The 21125-nt window shown below is 70.1% G+C and carries 22 protein-coding genes and 1 tRNA gene; 12 read left to right on the top strand and 11 right to left on the bottom strand.

Annotated features, from left to right (window positions below):
• Positions 1–30 precede the first annotated feature (30 nt).
• From IFU40_RS08425 to IFU40_RS08405, 5 genes are all read left to right on the top strand, one after another.
• Positions 31–549, top strand: coding sequence for a DUF501 domain-containing protein (locus tag IFU40_RS08425; protein WP_191926018.1), 519 nt, complete (start codon positions 31–33; stop codon positions 547–549).
• Positions 546–1904, top strand: a complete 1359-nt coding sequence (locus tag IFU40_RS08420; protein WP_070409666.1) for a S8 family serine peptidase — start codon at positions 546–548, stop codon at positions 1902–1904. Before IFU40_RS08425 ends, IFU40_RS08420 begins: the two co-directional genes overlap by 4 nt.
• Entirely contained in the window at positions 1901–3310 is a 1410-nt protein-coding gene (locus IFU40_RS08415; RefSeq protein WP_235561593.1) for an NAD(P)/FAD-dependent oxidoreductase, read from the top strand. The genes IFU40_RS08420 and IFU40_RS08415 overlap by 4 nt, the downstream gene beginning before the upstream one ends.
• 98 nt (positions 3311–3408) lie before the next feature.
• A tRNA-Leu gene (locus IFU40_RS08410) sits at positions 3409–3481 on the top strand.
• Positions 3482–3604: 123 nt separating this feature from the next.
• Positions 3605–4174: a LemA family protein gene (locus tag IFU40_RS08405; protein WP_055836054.1), complete on the top strand. Its 570-nt coding sequence runs from the start codon at positions 3605–3607 to the stop codon at positions 4172–4174.
• A 2-nt stretch (positions 4175–4176) separates the two neighbouring features.
• Here the strand turns inward: IFU40_RS08405 and IFU40_RS08400 are convergent, their stop codons facing one another.
• Positions 4177–5451 carry a winged helix-turn-helix domain-containing protein gene (locus tag IFU40_RS08400; RefSeq protein ID WP_191926017.1) on the bottom strand — a complete coding sequence of 425 codons (1275 nt, stop codon included), beginning with the start codon at positions 5449–5451 and terminating at the stop codon, positions 4177–4179.
• 69 nt (positions 5452–5520) lie between these two features.
• Here IFU40_RS08400 and IFU40_RS08395 point away from each other — a divergent pair, with 69 nt between their 5' ends.
• Entirely contained in the window at positions 5521–6711 is a 1191-nt protein-coding gene (locus IFU40_RS08395) for an AI-2E family transporter (protein ID WP_191926016.1), read from the top strand.
• Positions 6708–7937 (top strand): threonine ammonia-lyase, encoded by a 1230-nt coding sequence (gene ilvA / locus IFU40_RS08390; protein WP_055836063.1) that lies wholly within the window; start codon positions 6708–6710, stop codon positions 7935–7937. The genes IFU40_RS08395 and ilvA overlap by 4 nt, the downstream gene beginning before the upstream one ends.
• 80 nt (positions 7938–8017) lie before the next feature.
• Here ilvA and greA read toward each other — a convergent pair whose 3' ends face one another.
• Both greA and IFU40_RS08380 read right to left on the bottom strand, forming a co-directional pair.
• Positions 8018–8509: a transcription elongation factor GreA gene (gene greA / locus IFU40_RS08385; RefSeq protein WP_055836066.1), complete on the bottom strand. Its 492-nt coding sequence runs from the start codon at positions 8507–8509 to the stop codon at positions 8018–8020.
• Between the two features lie 106 nt (positions 8510–8615).
• Positions 8616–9011 (bottom strand): DUF4307 domain-containing protein, encoded by a 396-nt coding sequence (locus IFU40_RS08380; protein WP_055836069.1) that lies wholly within the window; start codon positions 9009–9011, stop codon positions 8616–8618.
• Between the two features lie 63 nt (positions 9012–9074).
• On the opposite strand from IFU40_RS08380, the gene IFU40_RS08375 reads away from it, so the two are divergent.
• Positions 9075–9335 (top strand): hypothetical protein, encoded by a 261-nt coding sequence (locus tag IFU40_RS08375; RefSeq protein ID WP_055939530.1) that lies wholly within the window; start codon positions 9075–9077, stop codon positions 9333–9335.
• Between the two features lie 28 nt (positions 9336–9363).
• On the opposite strand, the gene trhA is transcribed toward IFU40_RS08375, so the two are convergent.
• A complete protein-coding gene (gene trhA / locus IFU40_RS08370; RefSeq protein ID WP_191926059.1) occupies positions 9364–10056 on the bottom strand; it encodes a PAQR family membrane homeostasis protein TrhA in 693 nt (230 codons plus the stop codon).
• Between the two features lie 165 nt (positions 10057–10221).
• On the opposite strand from trhA, the gene IFU40_RS08365 reads away from it, so the two are divergent.
• A complete protein-coding gene (locus IFU40_RS08365) occupies positions 10222–10995 on the top strand; it encodes an isoprenyl transferase (protein ID WP_070410052.1) in 774 nt (257 codons plus the stop codon).
• Between the two features lie 249 nt (positions 10996–11244).
• Entirely contained in the window at positions 11245–12606 is a 1362-nt protein-coding gene (locus IFU40_RS08360) for a PhoH family protein (RefSeq protein WP_055939533.1), read from the top strand.
• A 347-nt stretch (positions 12607–12953) separates the two neighbouring features.
• Here IFU40_RS08360 and IFU40_RS08355 read toward each other — a convergent pair whose 3' ends face one another.
• From IFU40_RS08355 to xseA, 7 genes are read right to left on the bottom strand one after another with little or no spacing between them, the layout of a single operon-like run.
• Positions 12954–13610, bottom strand: a complete 657-nt coding sequence (locus IFU40_RS08355) for a response regulator transcription factor (RefSeq protein WP_055836077.1) — start codon at positions 13608–13610, stop codon at positions 12954–12956.
• Complete coding sequence (locus IFU40_RS08350; RefSeq protein WP_191926015.1) at positions 13607–15022, bottom strand: sensor histidine kinase; 1416 nt, start codon at positions 15020–15022, stop codon at positions 13607–13609. Before IFU40_RS08350 ends, IFU40_RS08355 begins: the two co-directional genes overlap by 4 nt.
• 40 nt (positions 15023–15062) lie before the next feature.
• Entirely contained in the window at positions 15063–16457 is a 1395-nt protein-coding gene (locus tag IFU40_RS08345; RefSeq protein ID WP_070409673.1) for a class II fumarate hydratase, read from the bottom strand.
• 45 nt (positions 16458–16502) lie between these two features.
• Positions 16503–17171: a carbonic anhydrase gene (locus tag IFU40_RS08340; protein WP_082509617.1), complete on the bottom strand. Its 669-nt coding sequence runs from the start codon at positions 17169–17171 to the stop codon at positions 16503–16505.
• On the bottom strand, positions 17168–17800 hold the full coding sequence (locus tag IFU40_RS08335) for a DUF4245 family protein (RefSeq protein WP_191926014.1): 633 nt from the start codon (positions 17798–17800) through the stop codon (positions 17168–17170). Before IFU40_RS08335 ends, IFU40_RS08340 begins: the two co-directional genes overlap by 4 nt.
• The gene (locus tag IFU40_RS08330) at positions 17800–18039 is read right to left on the bottom strand and encodes an exodeoxyribonuclease VII small subunit (RefSeq protein ID WP_055836088.1); all 240 of its coding nucleotides are present in this window, start codon (positions 18037–18039) and stop codon (positions 17800–17802) included. The genes IFU40_RS08335 and IFU40_RS08330 overlap by 1 nt, the downstream gene beginning before the upstream one ends.
• Before the next feature lies 1 nt (position 18040).
• The gene (gene xseA, locus IFU40_RS08325; protein ID WP_191926013.1) at positions 18041–19366 is read right to left on the bottom strand and encodes an exodeoxyribonuclease VII large subunit; all 1326 of its coding nucleotides are present in this window, start codon (positions 19364–19366) and stop codon (positions 18041–18043) included.
• A 66-nt stretch (positions 19367–19432) separates the two neighbouring features.
• Here xseA and IFU40_RS08320 point away from each other — a divergent pair, with 66 nt between their 5' ends.
• Together IFU40_RS08320 and IFU40_RS08315 are read left to right on the top strand one after the other, a co-directional pair.
• Entirely contained in the window at positions 19433–20494 is a 1062-nt protein-coding gene (locus IFU40_RS08320; RefSeq protein WP_181015947.1) for a 4-hydroxy-3-methylbut-2-enyl diphosphate reductase, read from the top strand.
• On the top strand, positions 20491–21105 hold the full coding sequence (locus tag IFU40_RS08315; protein ID WP_191926012.1) for a DUF6264 family protein: 615 nt from the start codon (positions 20491–20493) through the stop codon (positions 21103–21105). Before IFU40_RS08320 ends, IFU40_RS08315 begins: the two co-directional genes overlap by 4 nt.
• Positions 21106–21125: the final 20 nt, after the last annotated feature.

The following is a 21125-nucleotide window of genomic DNA, read 5'->3' as shown; positions in this document are numbered from 1 at the left end:
CGCCGAGACCGGACCGGTACCCTGGGAGCGATGACTACCACGCACCTTCCCCCCGCGTCCGACGCCGACCTCGCCGTGCTGCAGGCGCAGCTGGGTCGCGTGCCCCGCGGGGTCATCGGCATCGCCGCGCGGTGCGTCTGCGGCAACCCGACCGTCGTGGCCACGTCGCCCAGACTCGGTGACGGCAGTCCGTTTCCGACGTTCTACTACCTCACGCACCCCGCGGCCACGGCGGCGATGTCGGTGCTCGAGGCCGGTCACGTCATGGTGGAGTTCACCGACGAGCTCGCCGCCGACGAAGACCTGCGCGCCGAGTACCTCGCCGCGCACGAGGCCTATCTGCGCGATCGCGCGGCGTACGGCGAGCCCGAGGAGATCGCGGGGATCTCGGCGGGTGGCATGCCCACCCGGGTGAAGTGTCTGCACGCCCTCGCCGGTCACTCCCTGGCCGCCGGGCCGGGTGTGAACCCCATCGGCGACCGTGCACTGGAGCGCGGCACCTTCTCGCCCGAGCGCTGCGAGTGCGAGAGCCCCGGGACCGGCGGATGAAACGCGTCGTCGCGGGGGTGGCATCCATCGTCGTCGCGATGGTGCTGACCGGCGCGGCGACCGCTCCGCCCGTGCTCACCGGCACGGCTCCCTCGGCCCCGGCGAACGCGACACCGGCTCCGCCCGTGCCCGAGGACCCCACCGACTCGGTTCGCGCGTCGGAGTACTGGCTCGACCAGTACGGCGTGCGCGAGGCGTGGAACACCACGCGCGGCGCGGGGCAGAAGATCGCGATCATCGACACCGGGATCGGGCGCGGCCCCGTCGAGTTCAACGGCGCGATCGCGGGAGGCACCGACGTATCGGGTGTCGGTTCGTCGGACGGGCGCACCCCGGTCGGCGCCGTGGACGCCAACCACGGCAGCTGGGTCGCCTCGCTCGCGGCTTCGCGGGGGACCGGTAACGGCCGCGGCATGATCGGGGTGGCGCCCGAAGCGGAGCTGCTGTCGATCTCGGTCGGGTTCGGCGCATCGACGACCAAACCGTTCACCGAGCAGATCGCCGAGGCCATGAGGTGGGCGGTCGACAACGGTGCGACCGTCATCAACCTGTCGCTGACCACCAACACCCTCGACTGGGACCGCAGCTGGGACGACGCGTTCGAGTACGCCTTCGACAACGACGTCGTGGTGGTCGTCGCCGCGGGCAACCGGGGGAGTGGCACCGACCGCGTCGGGGCGCCCGCCACGATCCCGGGCGTCCTCGCCGTGGGCGGCGTCGACCCGAACGGCACCGCGAGCAGCAGCGCGTCGACGCAGGGCATCACGATCGGGCTGTCGGCGCCGAGTGAGCGCCTGCGCGGGGTGTCGGCCGACGGCACGCTCGTGCAATGGAACGGCACGAGCGGGGCCGCTCCCATCGTCGCCGGCATCGCCGCCCTCGTTCGCGCAGCCCACCCCGACCTGGATGCCGATAACGTCCTCAACCGTCTGATCAGCACCGCGAAGCCCGCCGCCGGCGCCACGACCGTGCCCGACAAGCTCTACGGTTACGGACTCGTCAACGCGGCGGCAGCCATCTCGGCGCGGGTCGACACCGTCTCGGAGAACCCGCTCGGGAGTCTGTCGGAGTGGATCCGGCTCTACCGTCGGGCCGACGCGGAACCCGCGCCGACCCCGACCGCCACGGCGGTCGAGATTCCACCGCTACCGCCGGTGACATCGGCGCCCGAGGCGGGTTCGCCTCTGCTGCCGTCGCGCGATAGCGTTCTGTACGGATCGCTGCCGCTCGGCGCGGGCACACTGGCCGCTATAATGATTGCGCTCGGTGTCACTGCTGCTGCCCGGCGAATAAGACAGGCGCGCATCTCCCGCGAGCCGAGCCGCACCACAAACGAGGAGTCCCTCACATCGTGACCACTACCGTGCCCAGAATCCTCATCGTCGGTGGGGGCTACGCAGGTTTCTACACCGCGTGGAAGCTCGAGAAGCTCCTCGGCCGTAACGAGGCCGAAGTCACGCTCGTCGACCCGCTGCCGTACATGACGTACCAGCCGTTCCTCCCCGAGGTCGCCGCCGGCGAGATCGAGCCGCGCCACGTCGTGGTGAGCCTGCGCCGCCACCTCAAGCGCACCACCGTCATCGCGGGCAAGATCACCGGGATCTCGCACGCCACCAAGTCGGCGACGATCTCTCCGATCGCCGGTGACGAGACGTTCGAGCAGAGCTACGACCACATCGTCGTGACCGCCGGCGCCGTGTCGCGCACGTTCCCGATCCCGGGCATCGCCGACAACGCCATCGGGCTCAAGACCATCGAAGAGGCCGTGGCCATCCGCGACCGCCTCACGTCGAACTTCGACAAGGCGTCGGTGCTGCCCGCCGGTCCCGAGCGGGACCGCCTGCTGACCGTCGTCGTCGTCGGTGGCGGCTTCGCCGGCATCGAGGTCTTCGCGGAGCTCCGCGCGTACGCCTCGTCGCTGCTCAAGCAGTACCCCACGCTCGCGTTCGAGGACACGCACTTCCACCTCATCGAGGCCATGGGCCGCATCATGCCCGAGGTGTCGCAGAAGACGAGCGAGTGGGTGCTCGCCGACCTCGCGAAGAAGGGTGCCTTCGTGCACCTCGACACGCAGGTCAAGGGCGCCGTCGACGGCGTCATCGAGCTGTCGACCGGCGAGAACCTGCCGACCGACCTCATCATCTGGACCGCCGGTGTCATGGCCAACCCCACGGTCGTCCGTGGCAGCGACCTGCCCGTCGAAGAGCGTGGTCGCATCCGCACGCGCCCCGACCTGCGCGTCGGCACCGAAGAAGAGATCGTCCAGGGTGCCTGGGCCGCCGGCGACGTTTCGGCCGTTCCCGACCTGTCGGGTGGCGGCGTGGGCGGCTTCTGCGTTCCCAACGCCCAGCACGCGGTACGCCAGGGCAAGCTCATGGCGAAGAACCTCGTCGCGGTGCTGCGCGGCGAGGAGCCCAAGGAGTACAACCACAAGAACCTCGGCGCCGTCGCCGGCCTGGGGCTCTACAACGGCGCATTCCAGTCGGGCAACATCGCGCTGACCGGCCTGATCGCCTGGTTCGCCCACCGCGGTTACCACGGTCTGGCCATGCCGACGTGGGAGCGCAAGTTCCGCGTCGTCGGCGACTGGGTGCAGAACTTCCTGCACGGTCGCGAGGTCGTCAACCTCGAGGCCGTCCAGCAGCCCCGCGCCGCGTTCGAGGAGTTCGCCGCGCGCCCGCGTCCGGCGGCGCCCGCGGCCGACGCTCCGGCGCCGGCAGCTCCGGCCGAGAAGAAGGCCGAGCCCGTCGCGGCGAAGTGATCTTCCGCTGATCGAGACCCTCGTACCCCGCCGGGTGCGGGGGTCTCGTCGTACACGGCCCCGGATGCCGCGCCGTCGAGCGATACGGTGGAGGTCGGGCCCCCGTAGCCCAATGGCAGAGGCAGGCGACTTAAAATCGCTTCAGTGTGGGTTCGAGCCCCACCGGGGGTACGTCGCATCCTCGGACGTCCGCGTACTATGCACGTTCTCTGGGAGTCCCCGCCACCCACCCGTTCCGGCCGGTGCCCCGCAGTTACACTGAAGGGCAATCTCGCGAACTGAGGGTGGGGACTTATGTGGGAGTGGCTTGTACCGGTCATCGTGATCGTCGGCATTCTGGCGATCGCCGGGATCTATCTGTGGGCCACCTACAACGCCCTGGTCGCGTTGAACGTGCGTGTCGACGAGGCGTGGAGTGACATCACCGTCCAGCTCAAGCGTCGTGCCGACCTGCTCCCCAACCTCATCGAGACGGTGAAGGGCTACGCGGCCCACGAGAAGGCCGTGTTCGAGAACGTCACCCGCGCCCGCGCCGAGACGCTGTCGGCCCAGAGCCCGGCCGAGGCCGGTGTCGCCGAGGGGCACATGCAGCAGGCGCTCAAGTCGCTGTTCGCCGTTGCCGAGGCGTACCCGCAGCTCCAGGCGAGCCAGAACTTCCTGCAGCTGCAGCACTCGATCGTCGACACCGAGGACAAGATCCAGGCCTCGCGTCGGTTCTACAACGGTGGCGTGCGGGAGCTCAACACGAAGATCAAGGTCTTCCCCAACAACCTCTTCGCGCGCCAGCTCGGCTTCCGCGAGCGCGAGTTCTTCGAGGTCGTCGATGGTGCGGCGATCGCGGAACCCCCACGCGTGCAGTTCTGACGTCACGCGCCCCCTCTCACCGGAGGGGGCGCGTTCTCGTTGGCGCGGTCGTCGGGGTGGTCGTGCCGCTCCGCACGCAACGCCCCGGCGATGGCGTCCACCGCGTCGCCCCAGCGCGAGACCGTCACGCGCTCCAGGCCCTGCCACCGCGCCGCAGTTCGCAGCTCTTCGGCGACGCGGTCGGCGGCATCGGGCGGCGCCCCCTGCTCCCACCACGCCGACTGCACGCGGAGGGTGCTGTTCGCGCGGTCGGCTTTCAGGTCGAGGCGGCCCACCACGTCGTCGCCCACCACGACCGGCAGCGAGTAGTAGCCGAACCGCCGCTGCGGCGCGGGCGTGTAGATCTCGATCCGGTAGTCGAAGTCGAAGAGCCGCTCGGCACGGTCGCGGAACCACACCATCGGGTCGAACGGGGTGAGGATGGCTGCGACGTCGAGCTTTCGAGGGCGGGCGGCGTCGCGATGCAGCCAGGCTTTCGCGGGGCGACCCGCCACGAGCCAGCCCTCGACCTCGACGGGAAGCAGCTCGCCGGTGTCGACCAGATCGCGGATCGCGGCGAGGACCGCGGGGCGGTCGCGGATGCGCCAGTAATCGGCCAGGTCGGCCGCGGTGGCGACGCCGTACGCGACGGCGGCGCGGCGCACGAGCTCGGCGATGGCCGCGGCACGGGGGACAGATGTCTCGAGCGCCGCCGCCGGCAGCACATCGGATGCCAGCCCGTAGCGTCGCTCGAAGCCGCGGCGTCCGGCGATGGCGACGTCACCGCTCAGCCACAGTCGCTCCAGCCCGTTCTTCACGTCGTCCCACCCCCACCACGACCCCCGCGAGCCGCTTCGGGCGTCGTTGTCGATGTCGGCCGGTCGGAGCGGCCCGCGCGCGGCCAGTTCGTCGCGCAGCCAGTCGAGCAGGGGCCGGTTCGCCCGCGCCCATTCGTCGTCGCCGTACTTGGCGCGCATCGCGTCGCGGCGGAACTGCAGCAGCGGCCAATCGTCGACCGAGACGAGCGACGCCACGTGCGCCCACGACTCGACCCAGGTCGGCCGCCGCGAGAACGCGAGCTTGTCGAGCAGCCCGGTGTCGTAGGCGCCGAGGCGGGCGAACAGCGGCATGTAGTGGGAGCGCGCGAAGACGTTGACCGAGTCGATCTGGAGGATGCGCATGCGATGCAGCGCCCCGGTGATCTGGCGCGTGCCCACCATCTCGGGACGGGCGCGGGCGAAGCCCTGCGCGGCAAGGGCGATACGGCGCGCGTCGGCGCGACGGAGCGTCGTGGTCATGCTCCTCACCGTATCCACCACCGCCGACATCGCAGCGATCGCCGGGGAGAGCGACGGTAGGCTGACGGAATGACCGGAACCGATCCCGAACCCCGCGGATCCTTCCTCGACGTCCTCAAGCGGCGCACCGTCTCGAGCGATCTGCAGCCCCCGGTTCCGCCGGCATTGCGCCAGGCCACGGCCTACGCATGGCGGCTGCTCATCATCGCCGCGGCCCTCGGCGTCGTCATCTTCATCGTCATCCAGTTGAAGCTGCTCGTCATCCCGCTGCTGGTGGCGATCCTCGTCACCGCGCTGGTGTGGCCCGGCTTCTCGTTCCTGCTCCGACACCGGTGGCCCAAGTGGCTCGCCATCGTCGTCACGGTGCTCACCACCATCGCGATCATCTCGGGCCTGGTCTGGCTCGCGGTCTGGCAGATCGCCCGAGAGTCCGGGTCGGTACGCGAGCGCACGGTCGCCGCGGTCGGTCAGTTCCGGCAGTACCTCATCGATGGCCCGCTGCACCTCAGTGCGCAGCAGATCGACGACGGCCTGAACCGCGCGGGCACGTTCCTCCAGCAGCAGGCCGAGGTGCTGTGGACCGGGGCCCTCGCCATTGGAACGACGCTCGGGCACGTGGGCACCGGGCTGCTGCTCACCTTCTTCATCCTCCTGTGCCTGCTCGCCGACGGCGGCGGGATCTGGCGCTGGACCACACGGCTCTTCCCGCGCGTCGCCCGCCCCGCGGTCGACGGCGCCGGTCGGGCCGGCTGGCGCACGGTGAAGAGCTACGCCCGCACGCAGTTGCTCGTCGCCACCATCGACGCGGTCGGCATCGGCCTCGGTGCCTTCCTGCTCGGCGTTCCGCTGTCGATCCCGATCGGCGTGCTGGTGTTCCTCGGCGCGTTCATCCCGTTCGTGGGAGCCGTCGCCACCGGCGCTCTCGCGGTGTTCATCGCGCTGGTCTACAACGGACCGCTCATCGCGCTGTTCATGCTGATCGTGGTGCTGGGCGTCCAGCAGGTCGAGAGCCACATCCTTCAGCCGATCCTCATGGGCTCGGCCGTCAAGGTGCATCCGCTCGCCGTCGTTCTGGTCGTCGCCGGGGGCGCCATGATCGGCGGGATCGCCGGCGCGCTGTTCGCCGTGCCCCTCGCCGCTTTCGTCAACGTCGTCGCCGTGTACCTCAGCTCGAATGCGTGGCAGCACGACGGCGAGGCCCTGGTATCCCGAGATCTCATCTGGCAGACCGTCCCGCGCGAGCGCGGAAGGAAGACATGAACGACACTCCCACCCTGGCCGAGTTCGAAGATGCCGCGCAGGCCCTGCGCGGCATCATCACGCGGACGCCCCTCGACGAATCGCTGCACCTCACCGAACTGCTCGGCGTGCCGGTCAACCTCAAGCTCGAGAACCTTCAGCGCACCGGCTCGTTCAAGATCCGCGGCGCGACATACCGTCTCTCGCGCCTGACCGCCGAGGAGCGTGCCCGGGGCGTGGTCGCCGCCTCCGCCGGAAACCACGCGCAGGGCGTCGCCCTCGCCGCGCAGCAGCTCGGCATCGCGGCGACGATCTTCATGCCGCTGGGTGTGCCGCTGCCGAAGCTCCTGGCCACACGCGGGTACGGCGCCGAGGTCATCCTCGAGGGCGCCACCGTCGAGACCCCGCTGCGTCTGGCCGCCGAGTTCGCCGAGCGCACCGGCGCGGTGCTGATCCACCCGTTCGACCACCGCGACATCGTCGTGGGCCAGGGGACGCTCGGGCTCGAGCTCGTCGAAGACATGCCCGACCTCGAGACGGTGATCGTCGGCATCGGCGGCGGGGGCTTCGCCGCGGGAGTCGCCACGGCGGTGAAGACGCGCGCTGCCGCCGAGGGGCGCACCGTGCGCGTCATCGGCGTACAGGCCGAGAACTCCGCGGCGTACCCGTCGTCGCTGGCCGCCGGGTACCCGATGCAGATCGAGACCACGCCGACCATCGCCGACGGCATCGCCGTGGCGCGGCCCGGCGATCTCCCGTTCGAGCTCGTCCGACAGTTCGTCGACGAGGTCGTCACGGTCACCGAAGACGACATGGCCCGGGCCCTGCTCGTGCTGCTCGAGCGCGCCAAGCAGGTCGTGGAGCCCGCGGGTGCCGTCGGTGTCGCCGCCATCCTGGCCGGAAAGGTGACGGCGACCGGCCCCACGGTGGCGATCCTGTCGGGTGGCAACATCGACCCGCTGCTGCTGCAGCGCGTCGTGGCGCACGGCCTCGCGGCATCCGGTCGCTACATGTCGCTGCGCATCCCGCTTCCCGACCGTCCGGGCCAGCTCGCCCGCGTCTCGGAACTCCTCGCCCAGGCGGGCGCCAACGTCATCGAGGTGCTTCACACACGTCACGGTCAGGGCATGCAGATCAGCGAGGTCGTGCTGCAACTGAGCGTCGAGACCCGCGGCGAAGAGCACCGGGCCCTCGTCATCCGCACGCTGGAAGACGCCGGGTTCGTGGCCACGGTCGTTCCCAACTGAGGCGCTGAGCGCACCACCCGTGCCGTGAACGCCGCGAGCCGCCCACCCCGAAGGGGAGAGCGGCTCCCGGACGGTGGGGCTTACTGGCCCGAGTAGGTCTCGACCTTGACGATCTCGACCTTGATCTCTTTGCCGTTCGGCGCGGTGTACGAACCCTTGTCGCCCTCTTTGAGGCCCAGGATCGCCGCGCCCAGCGGCGAGGCCTCGCTGTAGACGTCGAGCTCGGAGTCGACGGCGATCTCGCGGTTGCCGAGGAGGAAGACCTCTTCGCCGCCGGCGACGATGGCGGTCACGACGGTGCCCGACTCGACGACGCCGTGGCTCTCGGGAGCCTCGCCGACCTTGGCGTCCTTGAGCAGCTGCTGGAGGGTGCGGATGCGCGCCTCTTGCTTGCCCTGCTCGTCTTTCGCGGCGTGGTAGCCGCCGTTCTCTTTGAGGTCGCCCTCTTCGCGCGCCGACTCGATACGCTTGGCGATCTCTTCACGGCCCGTGGTCGAGAGGCGCTCGAGCTCGTTGTGCAGGCGGTCGTAGGCGTCTTGCGTGAGGAACGTCACCTGAGCGTCGTTGGACACGGTTACTCCTTCGTCGAAACGCAGACGGCGCGGGTTCGGGAGCCGTCGGCGGGGGATATGTCGAACGCCCCGGCATCGAGCCGGGGCGCGTCGTGATCCCGCGAGTTTACGGCACCCAGCAGGCGTTGACAAAACCTGTCGTCGCCAGCGCGAGCGTCGGGATCTGCTCGGTGAACGCGCGGGAATGTTCCTCGGATGCCGGGTACTGAACGACCCGCCATCCCACCGTCCCGTGCTCCTCGTCGCGCGCCTCGAGAGCGCAGGCGACGGGCTCGCCGACCGGGGCGGTGATCTGGAACGTCGTCGAGACCGAGCGCTCGTTCTCGACCGTGAACCCGGTGTCGGTCGCGGTGACCGAACCGAGGCTGCCGGCCACCGTCGTCCAGCCGAGGTACCCGATAGCGCCGAGGGCGAGCACGGCCACGATCGACCACCCCACGATGCGCCGCCGCGGCGAACGCGTGCGTCCGTAGCGGTCGTCGAGTTGGGCCTGCGTCGTCATGGTCTCTCCGGGCTTTAGGCTGGACATCCAGGCTACGCGCTTCCGCCCGGACCGAAGGACTCCATGCTCCCCGTGCTCGTCGCTCTCGCGACAACGCCCACCCCGGCCGTCACTCCCGACCCCGCGATCGTCACGCCGGGTCCGCTCGGCTTCGCCGCCATCGCGTTCATCGGCGTCGCCGTGTTCCTGCTCGTCTGGGACATGCTGCGTCGCATCCGCCGCGGCCGGTACCGCGAAGAGGTCAACGCGGAGCTCGACGCCGAAGAAGCGCGGGCACGCGAGGCGTCGGCCGACGACACCGACCCCACCGCGCCGCGCGTCTGACTCCTGCCGGAGGTCCCGGCATCCGGGATCATCCGCCGTGGTACGCCGGGGCGAGGGCGATCAGCAGGCACGCCGTCCAGTGGCAGAGGAACGCCAGCACGGTGCACACGTGGAAGATCTCGTGGAACCCGAAGTGCCCGGGCCACGGGTTGGGCTTCTTGATCGCGTAGACCACGGCGCCGCCGGTGTAGAGCAGTCCGCCGACCACGACGAGCACCATCATCGCGACGTTCGCCGCGAGAAGGTCGCCGAGGTACATGACCGCCGCCCACCCGAGGGCGAGGTAGAGCGCGACGTAGAGCCAACGCGGCGCGTTGATCCAGAACACGCGGAACAGGATGCCGAGGATCGCGCCGCCCCAGACGATCGAGAGCAGCAGCACCGTCTTGGGTGTCGGCAGGGCCAGGACCGCCAGCGGCGTGTACGTGCCGGCGATCAGCAGCAGGATGTTCGCGTGGTCGATGCGCTTGAGCACCGCGAGCGTCTTGGGCTTCCAGTGGAAGCGGTGGTACAGGGCCGAGTTGCCGAACAGCAGCATCGAGGTGGCCATGAACACGGCCGCGGCCCACTTGCCCGGGGCTCCCTGGGCCAGAGCGATCAGCACGATGCCCGCGACGATCGCGACGGGGAACGTTCCGGCGTGGATCCAGCCGCGCCAGGTGGGTTTGACCTCGGCCTGCGCGCCCACCGCCCCGGCGTCGAGGAGGGGGAGCTGGGGCATGTCGGGTCCGTCTGAGGGGGTCGTGCGCGTCACGTCTTCGACCCTACGTCCGCCCCCATGCCAGGGTGCGTACATGGGGGCAGGGCTCACCCTTTCCCCAGCGAGGGGCACCTGAACGTTCACGGTGAACGGGCCGGGACGCGGTAGCGTAGGAAGGTGGCGCGCGTGTGGAGGAACGAGGGGCGAGGGCCCCTCTACCGTCTGTACATCTCGCGCCTGCGTCGCCGCATGCCGGCCACCGTGCCGCACCACGTCGCCATGATGATCGACGGCAACCGCCGCTGGGCACGTCAGCTCGGGTACGACAGCGCCGCTCACGGGCATCGCGCGGGTGCCGCGAAGATGCACGAGTTCCTGCGGTGGTGCGACGACCTCGGTATCGAGGTGGTCTCGCTCTACCTGCTGTCCAACGACAACCTCGTCAAGCGCGACAGCAAAGAGCTGCAGGACCTGCTCGAGATCATCGCCCAGCTCGCCGGCGAGCTGTCGCACGAGCCCGATTGGCGCGTCAAGCACGTCGGTCGCGCCGAAGGGCTCCCGGCCGAGCTCGCCGAGGTGCTGCACGAGGCCACCGAGCGCACGCGCGGTCACGAGGGTCTGCACGTCAACCTCGCGGTCGGGTACGGCGGGCGCAGCGAGATCGTGGATGCCGTGCGCTCCATCATCAGCAAGCACGACGCCTCGGGCGGCTCGATGGAGGAGCTGGCCGCGAGCCTCACCCCCGAGCAGATCGGCGAGCACCTGTACACGGGCGGTCAGGCCGATCCCGACCTCGTCATCCGCACGTCGGGGGAGCAGCGGCTGAGCGACTTCCTGCTGTGGCAGTCGGCGCACTCCGAGTTCTACTTCGTCGAGGCGCTGGGGCCGGATCTGCGCGAGGTCGACTTCCTGCGGGCCATCCGCGACTTCTCGGCGCGCGACCGACGCTACGGGCAGTAGCGCGACGACCCGCTCGGGCGCCGAGGGGCGACCTTCGACGCGAGTGATCTCCACCCCGTCGGGCGCCAAAACGTGCTGTTCACGAAGTCGTCACATTCGTGGCGTGTTAACGACCCGCGTCGGTGTCGCGGAGACGTACGGTGATCACATCGGGCACGGAGCCCGGTCGGGTCGACCTTCGGATCGCGACTCGTGACCCACAGGTCGACTCGAGGCAACCGGGTGATTCACCCGGGTCGGGAGTGGGTTGTGACTGCACGAGCACCATACGACCAGCGTCGCGTCGTCGAGAACACCGGATCCGAAACCGGATCCGACCAGGCCCTGCGCACGTATGTCCTGGATACCTCCGTTCTTCTCAGCGACCCGCGGGCCTTCTTCCGCTTCGCGGAGCACTCGGTGGTGATCCCCGTCGTGGTGATCACCGAACTCGAGGGCAAACGTCACGACCCCGAGATCGGCTACTTCGCCCGCCAGGCCCTCCGCCACCTCGACGAACTGCGCGTCGAGCACGGCCGCCTCGATTTCCCCGTCCCCGTGGGCACCGACGGCACCCTACGTGTCGAGCTGAACAACACCGACCCCCAGGTGCTGCCCTCGGGCATGCGGATGGGCGGCAACGACAGTCGCATCCTCGCCGTGGCGATGAACATCGCCCAGGACGGCGCCGAGGTGACCGTCGTGTCGAAGGACCTGCCGATGCGCGTGAAGGCGGCATCGCTGGGCCTGAACACCGAGGAGTACCTTGCCGAGCAGGCGATGGACTCGGGGTGGACGGGCATCACCTCGCTCGACGTGTCGGGCGATGAGATGACCGACCTGTACGAGAGCGAGGTCGCCGTCAGCGAGTCGGTGGTGGGGCTGCCGGTCAACACCGGTCTCATCATCCACTCCGAGCGGGGATCGGCCCTCGGGCGCGTGACCGGGAACGGCGAGTTCCGGCTGGTGCGCGGCGACCGCGACGCCTTCGGGCTGCACGGTCGCTCGGCCGAGCAGCGCATCGCGCTCGACCTGCTGCTCGACCCCGAGGTCGGCATCGTGTCGCTCGGCGGACGTGCCGGTACCGGAAAGTCGGCGCTGGCCCTGTGCGCGGCGCTGGAGGCCGTGCTGGAGCGTCAGCAGCAGAAGAAGATCATCGTGTTCCGGCCGCTGTTCGCCGTGGGTGGTCAGGAGCTCGGCTACCTGCCCGGCGACCAGGCCGAGAAGATGGGCCCCTGGGGTCAGGCGGTCTTCGACACCCTGGGTTCGGTCGTCTCGGGCAACGTGCTGGAGGAAGTGCTGGCGCGGGGCATGCTCGAGGTGCTGCCGCTCACGCACATCCGCGGTCGGTCGCTGCACGACGCTTTCGTCATCGTCGACGAAGCCCAGTCGCTCGAACGCAACGTGCTGCTGACGGTGCTGAGCCGCATCGGCCAGAACTCCCGGGTGGTGCTCACCCACGATGTGGGGCAGCGCGACAACCTGCGAGTGGGCCGGCACGACGGGGTCGCCTCGGTCATCGAGACGCTCAAGGGGCACGCGCTCTTCGGCCACGTCACGCTCACCCGTTCGGAGCGCTCCGCCATCGCCGCCCTGGTCACCGAGCTGCTGGAGGCCGGCGAACTGTCCTGATCCGCGGTCGAGGAGGGGTCGGGATGCCACGGTGTCCCGACCCTCTTCTCGTGCTTGCGGGTCCACATGAGAGCTTTCTCATGTCCACCTCCCCGCGCTCTCACTTTGACCCCTCAGGCTGGACACAGAGGCGAGGGAAACCTCGTCACCGCCTCGGCGGTTCCCCCTGAGGAAACCCGAGATCCGTTCCACCCCTGCCGCCGTCGTTCGGGTACGTCGGCCGGTAGTGAACGTGATCTCCTCGAAACCCCCGGTACACCACCGGGGGTTTCGAGTTTCCGCGAACGGTCGCCGCCGTGCTCGGTCGGGCCCGGGTGGCGGTGGCAGCGCGCCTCACCCCGTGCGCGTCACTCCCAGCGGTACCCCGCGCCTCGGACCGTGACGATGTGCGCGGCGCCGAGCTTGGCGCGCAGGTAGCGCACGTACACGTCGACGACGTTCGACGCGGGATCGAAGTCCATGTTCCACACCCGGCTCAGCAACTGCTCGCGGCTGAGCACCTGCCCTGCGTGGCGCATGAGCTCCTCGGCGAGGGCGAACTCGCGGGCGCTGAGATCGATCGCGCGGCTGCCGACGGTCGCACGGCGGGCGAGCACGTCGAGCGTCACGTCGCCGTGGGCCACGGTCATCGTGCCCGTCGGGACGGGTTCACGCAGGCGCGACCGGATGCGCGCGAGCAGCTCGTCGAACTTGAACGGCTTCGCGACGTAGTCGTTGGCCCCGGCGTCGAGGCCCTCGACGGTGTCGCGCGTGCCGGTACGGGCCGTCAGCATGATGATGGGCACCGACGAACCCTGCCCCCTCAGGCTGCGGAGCACCTCGAAACCGTCGAGCGAGGGAAGACCGACGTCGAGGAGCACCAGGTCGACCTCACCGGACAGCGCCGTGTCGAGCGCTTCGGCGCCGTCGCCGACGGTGACCGTCTGATACCCCGCCGACTCGAGGCCCTTGGCTACGAAAGCCGAGATGCGTTCTTCGTCCTCGGCGATGAGGATGCGCGTCATCCGGTTGCCTCTCTTTGCAGGACCACGTCTCCGGCGCGAACCGGGGTGGGAAGCTCGGCGGCGGAGCGTCCGCGCACGAGGGGAAGGTGGAGGGTCATCGTGGCGCCGCCGCCCGGGGTGTCGCCCACCGAGCAGTGTCCGTCGTGCGCGCGCACGATGGCGTCGACGATGGCGAGGCCGAGACCAGAGCCCTCGATCCCGCGCCCGGGGGAGATCCGATCGAAGCGGCGGAAGACGCGGTGACGGGCGGCGGGCGGAATGCCCGGCCCGTGATCGCGCACCCACAGCCGCGCCGTCGTGTCGTCGGCGCTGCTGCCGATCTCGATGGCGGAGCCGGCGGGGGTGTATTTCGCCGCGTTGTCGGCCAGCTGCAACCACGCCTGCACGAGACGGTCGGCATCACCGTGGACACGGCCCGATGCCCGTGCCTCGATGCTCCAGGTGTGATGGGGAATGGCCCCGACGAGTTCGGCCACCCGGTCGGTGAGACCCCCGACGTCGATGAGGGATGCCGAGAGGGTGGCCGTCTCGGCATCGGCCAGGGCGTCGATGTCGTCGACCAGGCGCGCCAGGCGGTCGAGCTCGGCGATCCCGAGATCACGGGTGTCGGAGGCGTCCTGGGGATCCGACGGATCCATCATCTCGAGGTGTCCGCGGACGATGGTGATGGGCGTCTTCAGCTCGTGCCGCACGTCGTCGAGCAGGTGTCGCTGCGCGTCGACCGACATCGCGAGGCGGTCGAGCATGCCGTTCACCGACGTCGTGAGGTCGGAGATCTCGTCGTACCCGTGTGCGCGCAACCGCGTGCCGAGGTCGTCGATCGTGATGGCGTCGGTGGTGTCGCGAAGGCGCTTGAGCGGCGAGAAGAGGCGCCCCGTCACGAACCACCCCGCGACTCCCACGAGCAGCAGGACTCCCACCGCCGAGAGGGCGTAGGTGGTCGTCGACAGCGCCACCAGCTCCATGCGCTGGTCGATCGAGATGACCTGCACGGCGGTCGCTCCGCGATCCGCGACGGCGACGTACAGCACGGGCCCGTGGGAACTGTCGGCCTGCCCGCTCAGCTGTCGGTCGGCGAGACGGGCGGTCAGCGAGGCCAGGAGCACCGGATCGTCGGCGATGGCCAGACCGGGGGGCGAGGGAGTCGCGGCGAGCACCTCGTCGCCGTCGAGCGCGAGCGTGCCGTCGGTGCGGCCGGGGATCGTTCCCGCGACCAGGTCGACCGGGTCGTCGGAGCTCGACGCCACCGACGAGGCGAAGCCGTCGAGCTGCTTCTGCGCGTTCGCGAGCACACGCTCGCGCTGAGCGGCGAAGGTGATGCCGCCGGCGATCATCATGCCGAGCAGGACGACGCCGAGGATCGCGCCGAGGATTCGCACCCGCGTCGAGATCGGTCTCGTCGTGGGGCTCATCCTCCGATTATGGCGCGCCTCGGCGTCGTCGTCGTGCGGCTCAGCCCGGGTGCGTCATCGACAGCAGGTCGAGCTTGGCGTCGAGCACCTCTTCGGTGATCTCGCCGCGCTCGACGTAGCCGAGATCGATGACGGCCTCGCGCACGGTGATGCCCTTGGCGACCGAGTGCTTCGCGATCTTGGCGGCGGCCTCGTAGCCGATGACCTTGTTCAACGGGGTGACGATCGAGGGGGACATGCCGGCGAACGCCTCGGCGCGAGCGACGTTGGCCTCGAGTCCGTCGATCGTCTTGTCGGCGAGCACCCGCATGGCGTTGGCGAGCAGGCGGATCGACTCCAGCAGCGCCGTGCCCATGACGGGGATGGCGACGTTGAGCTCGAACGAGCCCGACGCACCGGCCCAGGCGACCGTGGCGTCGTTACCGATGACGCGGGCGCACACCATGAGGGTGGCCTCGGGGACGACCGGATTGACCTTGCCGGGCATGATCGACGACCCGGGCTGCAGGTCGGGGATGTGCAGCTCGCCGAGACCGGTGTTCGGCCCCGATCCCATCCAGCGGATGTCGTTGTTGATCTTCGTCAGCGACACGGCGATCGTGCGGAGGGCCCCGGATGCCTCGACGAGACCGTCGCGGTTGGCCTGGGCCTCGAAGTGATCCTTCGCCTCGGTGATGGGCAGCTCGGTCTCGGCCGCGAGCAGCTCGATGACCTTCTGCGGGAAGCCGAGCGGGGTGTTGATGCCGGTGCCGACGGCGGTGCCGCCGAGCGGGACCTCGCCGACGCGGGGGAGAACGGCCTGCACGCGCTCGATGCCCAGGCGCATCTGGCGGGCGTAGCCGCCGAACTCCTGACCGAGGGTGACGGGGGTGGCATCCATGAGGTGGGTACGGCCCGACTTCACGATGCCCTTCCACGCGTCGGCCTTCGCCTCGAGCGCGACCGAGAGGTGGTCGAGGGCGGGGATGAGGTCGGTGATGAGCGCCTGGGTGACGGCGATGTGCACCGAGGTCGGGAAGACGTCGTTCGACGACTGCGACGCGTTGACGTGGTCGTTGGGGTGCACGGTCGAGCCGAGGATGCGGGTCGCGAGCGTCGCGAGCACCTCGTTCATGTTCATGTTCGACGAGGTGCCGCTGCCGGTCTGGTACGTGTCGACGGGGAAGTGCGCGTCGTGCTGACCGGTGACGACCTCGTCGGCGGCCTGCGCGATGGCGTCGGCGATACCGGCATCCAGCGTGCCCAGCTCCTTGTTGGCCAGGGCGGCGGCTTTCTTGATGCGGGCGAGGGCCGCGATCTGCGTCGACTCGAGGCCCGAGCCCGAGATGGGGAAGTTCTCGACGGCGCGCTGCGTCTGCGCGGCGTACAGGGCGTCCTTCGGCACGCGCACTTCACCCATGGTGTCGTGTTCGATGCGGTACTCGATGTCGGTCACGTCGTCGTTCCTCCAGGTCGGTCGTTCTGCTTCAGTTGGGGCTCATCACGCGGGCGCTTCGACGCGCGAGTCGTCGATGTCGCCCACGATGACGACGGGGAAGGCTTCCCCTTCGTCGAGTCGGTAGTTCGCGCCCACCACGGCGCAGCGGCCCTCGGCGACGGCTTCGCTGATCAGCTCGGACGCCCGCAGCAGCTCGCCCACGGTGTAGCGCAGGTGTTCGCGGCCGACCAGCTCGGGATCGACGGCGTCGGGGACGCGGCCCTCGACGGCGCCGGCGCGCTGGACGCGGCGCACCGCGGGGACGATCGGGGCGATCTGGCGCCAGATGTACGCGGGCAGGGTGGGCGCATCGACCCCGGTGCTCTCGATGGCCGCACCGACGGCGCCGCACGCGTCGTGGGCGAGGACCACGATGAGGGGGACCTCGAGCACGCCCACGGCGTATTCGAGGCTGCCGATCACGGAGTCGGAGATGACCTGGCCGGCGTTGCGCACGACGAACAGGTCGCCGAGGCCCTCGTCGAAGATGATCTCGGCCGCGAGGCGCGAGTCGGAGCAGCCGAACAGTGCCGCCGAAGGGTGCTGCGCGGAGGCCAGTTCGGCGCGACGCTCGACGTCTTGCCGGGGGTGGGCGGGTGCGCCGGAGATGAAACGACGGTTTCCCTCGACCATCTGCTCCCACACCTGGTGGGGGGTCATGCGCTCGCTCACGGGACCTCTCTCAACTGCTCGATCTGGGATGTCACGGAGGCGGCCGCCAGGGCCGCGGTCTCGGGGGCGGCGTCGCCGTACACGAGCACGTAGTCGGGGCCGGCGGCGGTGGCCAGCGCGTAGTCGATGTTGCCGGTGCCCGCGGGGTTCGCCGGGCGGTAGACGTTCCACTCGATGCCGTCGATCGTCGTGGTGTCGGTGGCCCGGGTTCCGTCGAGCAGCTGTCCGGCCCAGGCCTCGTCGGCGTCGAAGCCCTGCGCGATCCGGAGGAAGCCGGACTCACCGGAGCGCACGTAGACCATCGTCCACGCCTGCGTGCCGCCGCTGCCCTCGATGGTGGCCTGGTTGACGCGCCACCCCTCGCCGAGCGAGGGGGTGAGCACCGGACGCCCGCGATCGCCTTCGAGATCAGCCGCGAGGGCGACCACGTCGGGCTCGGGACGGGGGGCGGGTTCGCCACGCGGCACGGCGGCCACGACGACGAGCACCACGGCCACGGTCACGAGCAGCGCCGCGATGAGGTTGCGGAAGGTCTTGCTGGAGCGATACCGGCGCGACGACTCGGCCTTGCGGTCGGCCGCCTCCTGCGGGGTCTCGGGGCGGCCGAGATGGGCGACGACGCGGGCCATCAGTCGTCCCCTGCGTCACCGCGAGCGGCATCGAGCCGGCGCTTCGCGCCCAGGAGCCATTCTTCGCAGCGCGCGTAGAGCTTCTCGCCGCGTTCCCAGAGCGCCAGCGACTCCTCGAGCGTGGGGGCACCCTGCTCGAGCTCGGCGACCACGCGCACGAGTTCGTCGCGGGCCTGCTCGAACGAGAGGGTGGCGACGTCGGAGGCGGAGCCCGGGGTCGTCGCGGTCATGGCATCCATTCTAGGCGGGACGCGCGGTCGCGCCGTCGCCCGGTGCCTCGGCGTCGAGCGGTCGGTCGTCGGGCAGGGCGCCCTCGGAGCGCGCGGCGAGCGTGCCCTGTTCGACGGTGATCTTCAGGGCGCCGCCGGCGGGGGCGTCGCGGGCGTCGCGCACGACGGAGCCGCTGTCGCTCTGCACGATCGCGTATCCGCGGGCGAGGGTGGCGAGCGGGGAGAGCGCGCGCAGGCCCGCGCTGAGCTCGCGCGTGCGGCGACGTTCGCTCTCGAGCCGACGGTCGACGATGTCGCGGCCTCGATTCGACAGCATCCACAGCTCCTGCGCACGGGAGGTGAGCATGGAGTGCGGAGTGCGCAGCGCCGGGCGCGAGCGGATCTGCTCGAGCTGCGCGATGTCGTGCAGCACGCGCTGGGTCAGTCGGCCGGTGAGCCGGGCCCGCAGCTGCGCCACGATCGCCCGCTGCTCGGCCACGTCGGGCACGACGCGCTTGGCGGCGTCGGTGGGGGTCGATGCGCGCACATCGGCGACGTCGTCGAGCAGGGGGCGGTCGTTCTCGTGCCCGATGGCGCTGACGATCGGGGTGGATGCCGAGGCCACGGCCCGCACGATTCGTTCGTCGCTGAAGCCCAGCAGCGTCTGCGGATCGCCCCCGCCGCGGGCGATGACGATGACGTCGACCTCGGGGTCGGCGTCGAGCGCCTTCAGCGCGGCGAGCGTCTCGGGCACGCAGCGCTCGCCCTGCACGGCGGCGTACTTCGTGCGGAAGTTCACTCGTGGCCAGCGCAGCTCGGCGTTGCGGTGCACGTCTTTCTCGGCATCCGAGTTCTCACCCGTGATGAGCCCGATGCAGTGGGGGAGGAAGGGGAGCTTCTTCTTGCGCACCGGGTCGAACAGGCCCTCGGACCGCAACTGCACGCGCAGGCGCTCGAGGCGCTCGAGCTGTTCGCCGAGCCCCACATGCCGCATCGCCGACACGGCGAACGAGAAGTCGCCCGTGCGGGGGAAGTAGTCGGCCTTCACGCACGCGACGACGCGGTCGCCCACCTTGAGGTCTGCGGGGAGGCGGTTGAGCGTGCTCGACCAGATGCGGAACGCCACGGTCGATTCGGTGCCGAGGTCCTTCAGACGGCCGAACACGTTGCCGCCGCGCCGGTTGAACGAGGTGATCTCGCCCTCGACCCAGACCGAACCCCATCGTTCGATGAAGCCGCGGATGGTGTCGTTCAGCCGCGACACCGAGGTGGGCGCATCGGTGCTCGACTCGCGGGGGTGCACGGAGTCGGCGGGCGGCGCCTGCCCCGCGATGGTCTCGGGCTGGAACGAGGTCATGGTCTCCGGAAGGGTCGAGGTGGCCGGTTCGGCCGGCATCCAGGGGCGCCCCGATAGAATCGAGGGGTGAGCACACCTGTCGTCCAACTGCCCGTTCCCCGAATCCCGGGTCGACGCGGGCGGCTCCAGGATATCCCCGTACAGGGAAAGAAGAAGGTGCTGCTGGCGGCGCCGCGCGGTTATTGCGCGGGCGTCGACCGCGCGGTCATCGCCGTCGAGAAGGCCCTGGAGCGCTACGGCGCGCCCGTGTACGTGCGCAAGCAGATCGTGCACAACATCCACGTGGTCACCGAGCTCGAGAAGAAGGGGGCGATCTTCGTCGAAGAGGTCGACGAGGTTCCCCCGGGATCGCACGTCGTCTTCAGCGCGCACGGGGTGTCGCCCGCCGTGGTGTCGGCGGCATCCGATCGGGGTCTGCAGGCGATCGATGCGACCTGCCCTCTCGTGACCAAGGTGCACCGTGAGGCCGTGCGCTTCGCGCGCGACGACTTCGAGATCCTGCTGATCGGCCACGAAGGCCACGAAGAGGTCGAGGGCACCGCGGGCGAGGCCCCCGAGCACGTGACGGTGGTCAACTCTCCCGAGCACGCCGATGCCATCGAGGTGCGTGACCCGTCGAAGGTCGTCTGGCTCTCGCAGACCACGCTGTCGGTCGACGAGACGATGGAGACCGTGCGGCGCCTGCGCGAGCGCTTCCCGCAGCTGCAGGACCCGCCCTCGGACGACATCTGCTACGCCACCCAGAACCGTCAGGTCGCGATCAAGAAGGTCGCCGTCGGCGCCGACCTGGTCATCGTCGTGGGATCGGCCAACTCCTCGAACAGCGTGCGTCTGGTCGAGGTCGCCCTCGAGTACGGCGCCAAGGCCGCCTATCGCGTCGACTACATCGACGAGGTGAAGCAGGAGTGGCTCGACGGTGTCGAGACCGTCGGCGTCACCAGCGGTGCCTCGGTGCCCGAGGTGCTCGTGAGCGAGGTGCTCGAAGAGCTCGCCCGCGCCGGCTACCGCGATGTCGAAGAGGTGCGCACCGCCGAAGAGGACTTGATCTTCTCGCTCCCCAAGGAACTGCGACAGGATGCCAGCGGCAAGCGCGACAGTCGCGCGCTCGGCGGCCGGAGCAGCGCGTGAGCGACGGCGCAGAACGGTCGACCGCCCCGGGCGATGACGCGCGCGCGAGCGACGTCGACGGGCGCCCCCGCCCGCAGTACGGCGAGTACGCGACGCCGGAGGAACAGCGCGCGCGCATCCAGCGTCCCGAGGTGACCGAGGCGCTCGAGGCCGGGGTCGCACCGCAGCCCGAACCCGTCGCGCCGGTGGCCGAGAAGGCGACCCCGTCGGCCGGTACCGGGCGTGCGGGTTTGCGCGGGCCGCTCTGGGACCGGATCCTCACGGGCGGTCTGCTCGCGTACGGACTGGTGTCGACGGTGTCGACGATCGTGCAGCTGCTCGACTTCCCCACGTACGCCGAGACCGCCGCCAAGATCCTCGGGGTCGACGCGAGCTACACCAACCTGTCGGCCGGATACCTCTGGGGTGCGGCGGCCGCCTTCGTCTACGGCATCGGCTGGCTGCTCACCGCGGTGCTCACCTGGCGCCGCCTGCGTCGCGGGCGCGTCGCGTTCTGGATCCCGCTCGCGGGCTTCGTGGTCACGGCGTTGCTGGCCGGTCTCTGCGTGACGCTGGCCCTGGTCGGTGACCAGCAGTTCATGACGGCGATCATCGGTAGCGTCCCGAACTGAACCGTCGGGCCCGGTATCCC

It is taken from the genome of Microbacterium sp. CFBP 13617, assembly GCF_014839445.1.
In the GTDB taxonomy this organism is placed as follows: domain Bacteria; phylum Actinomycetota; class Actinomycetes; order Actinomycetales; family Microbacteriaceae; genus Microbacterium.
Note: the sequence above shows the minus strand (reverse complement) of the source record. Positions and strands in the feature narration are given on the sequence as shown.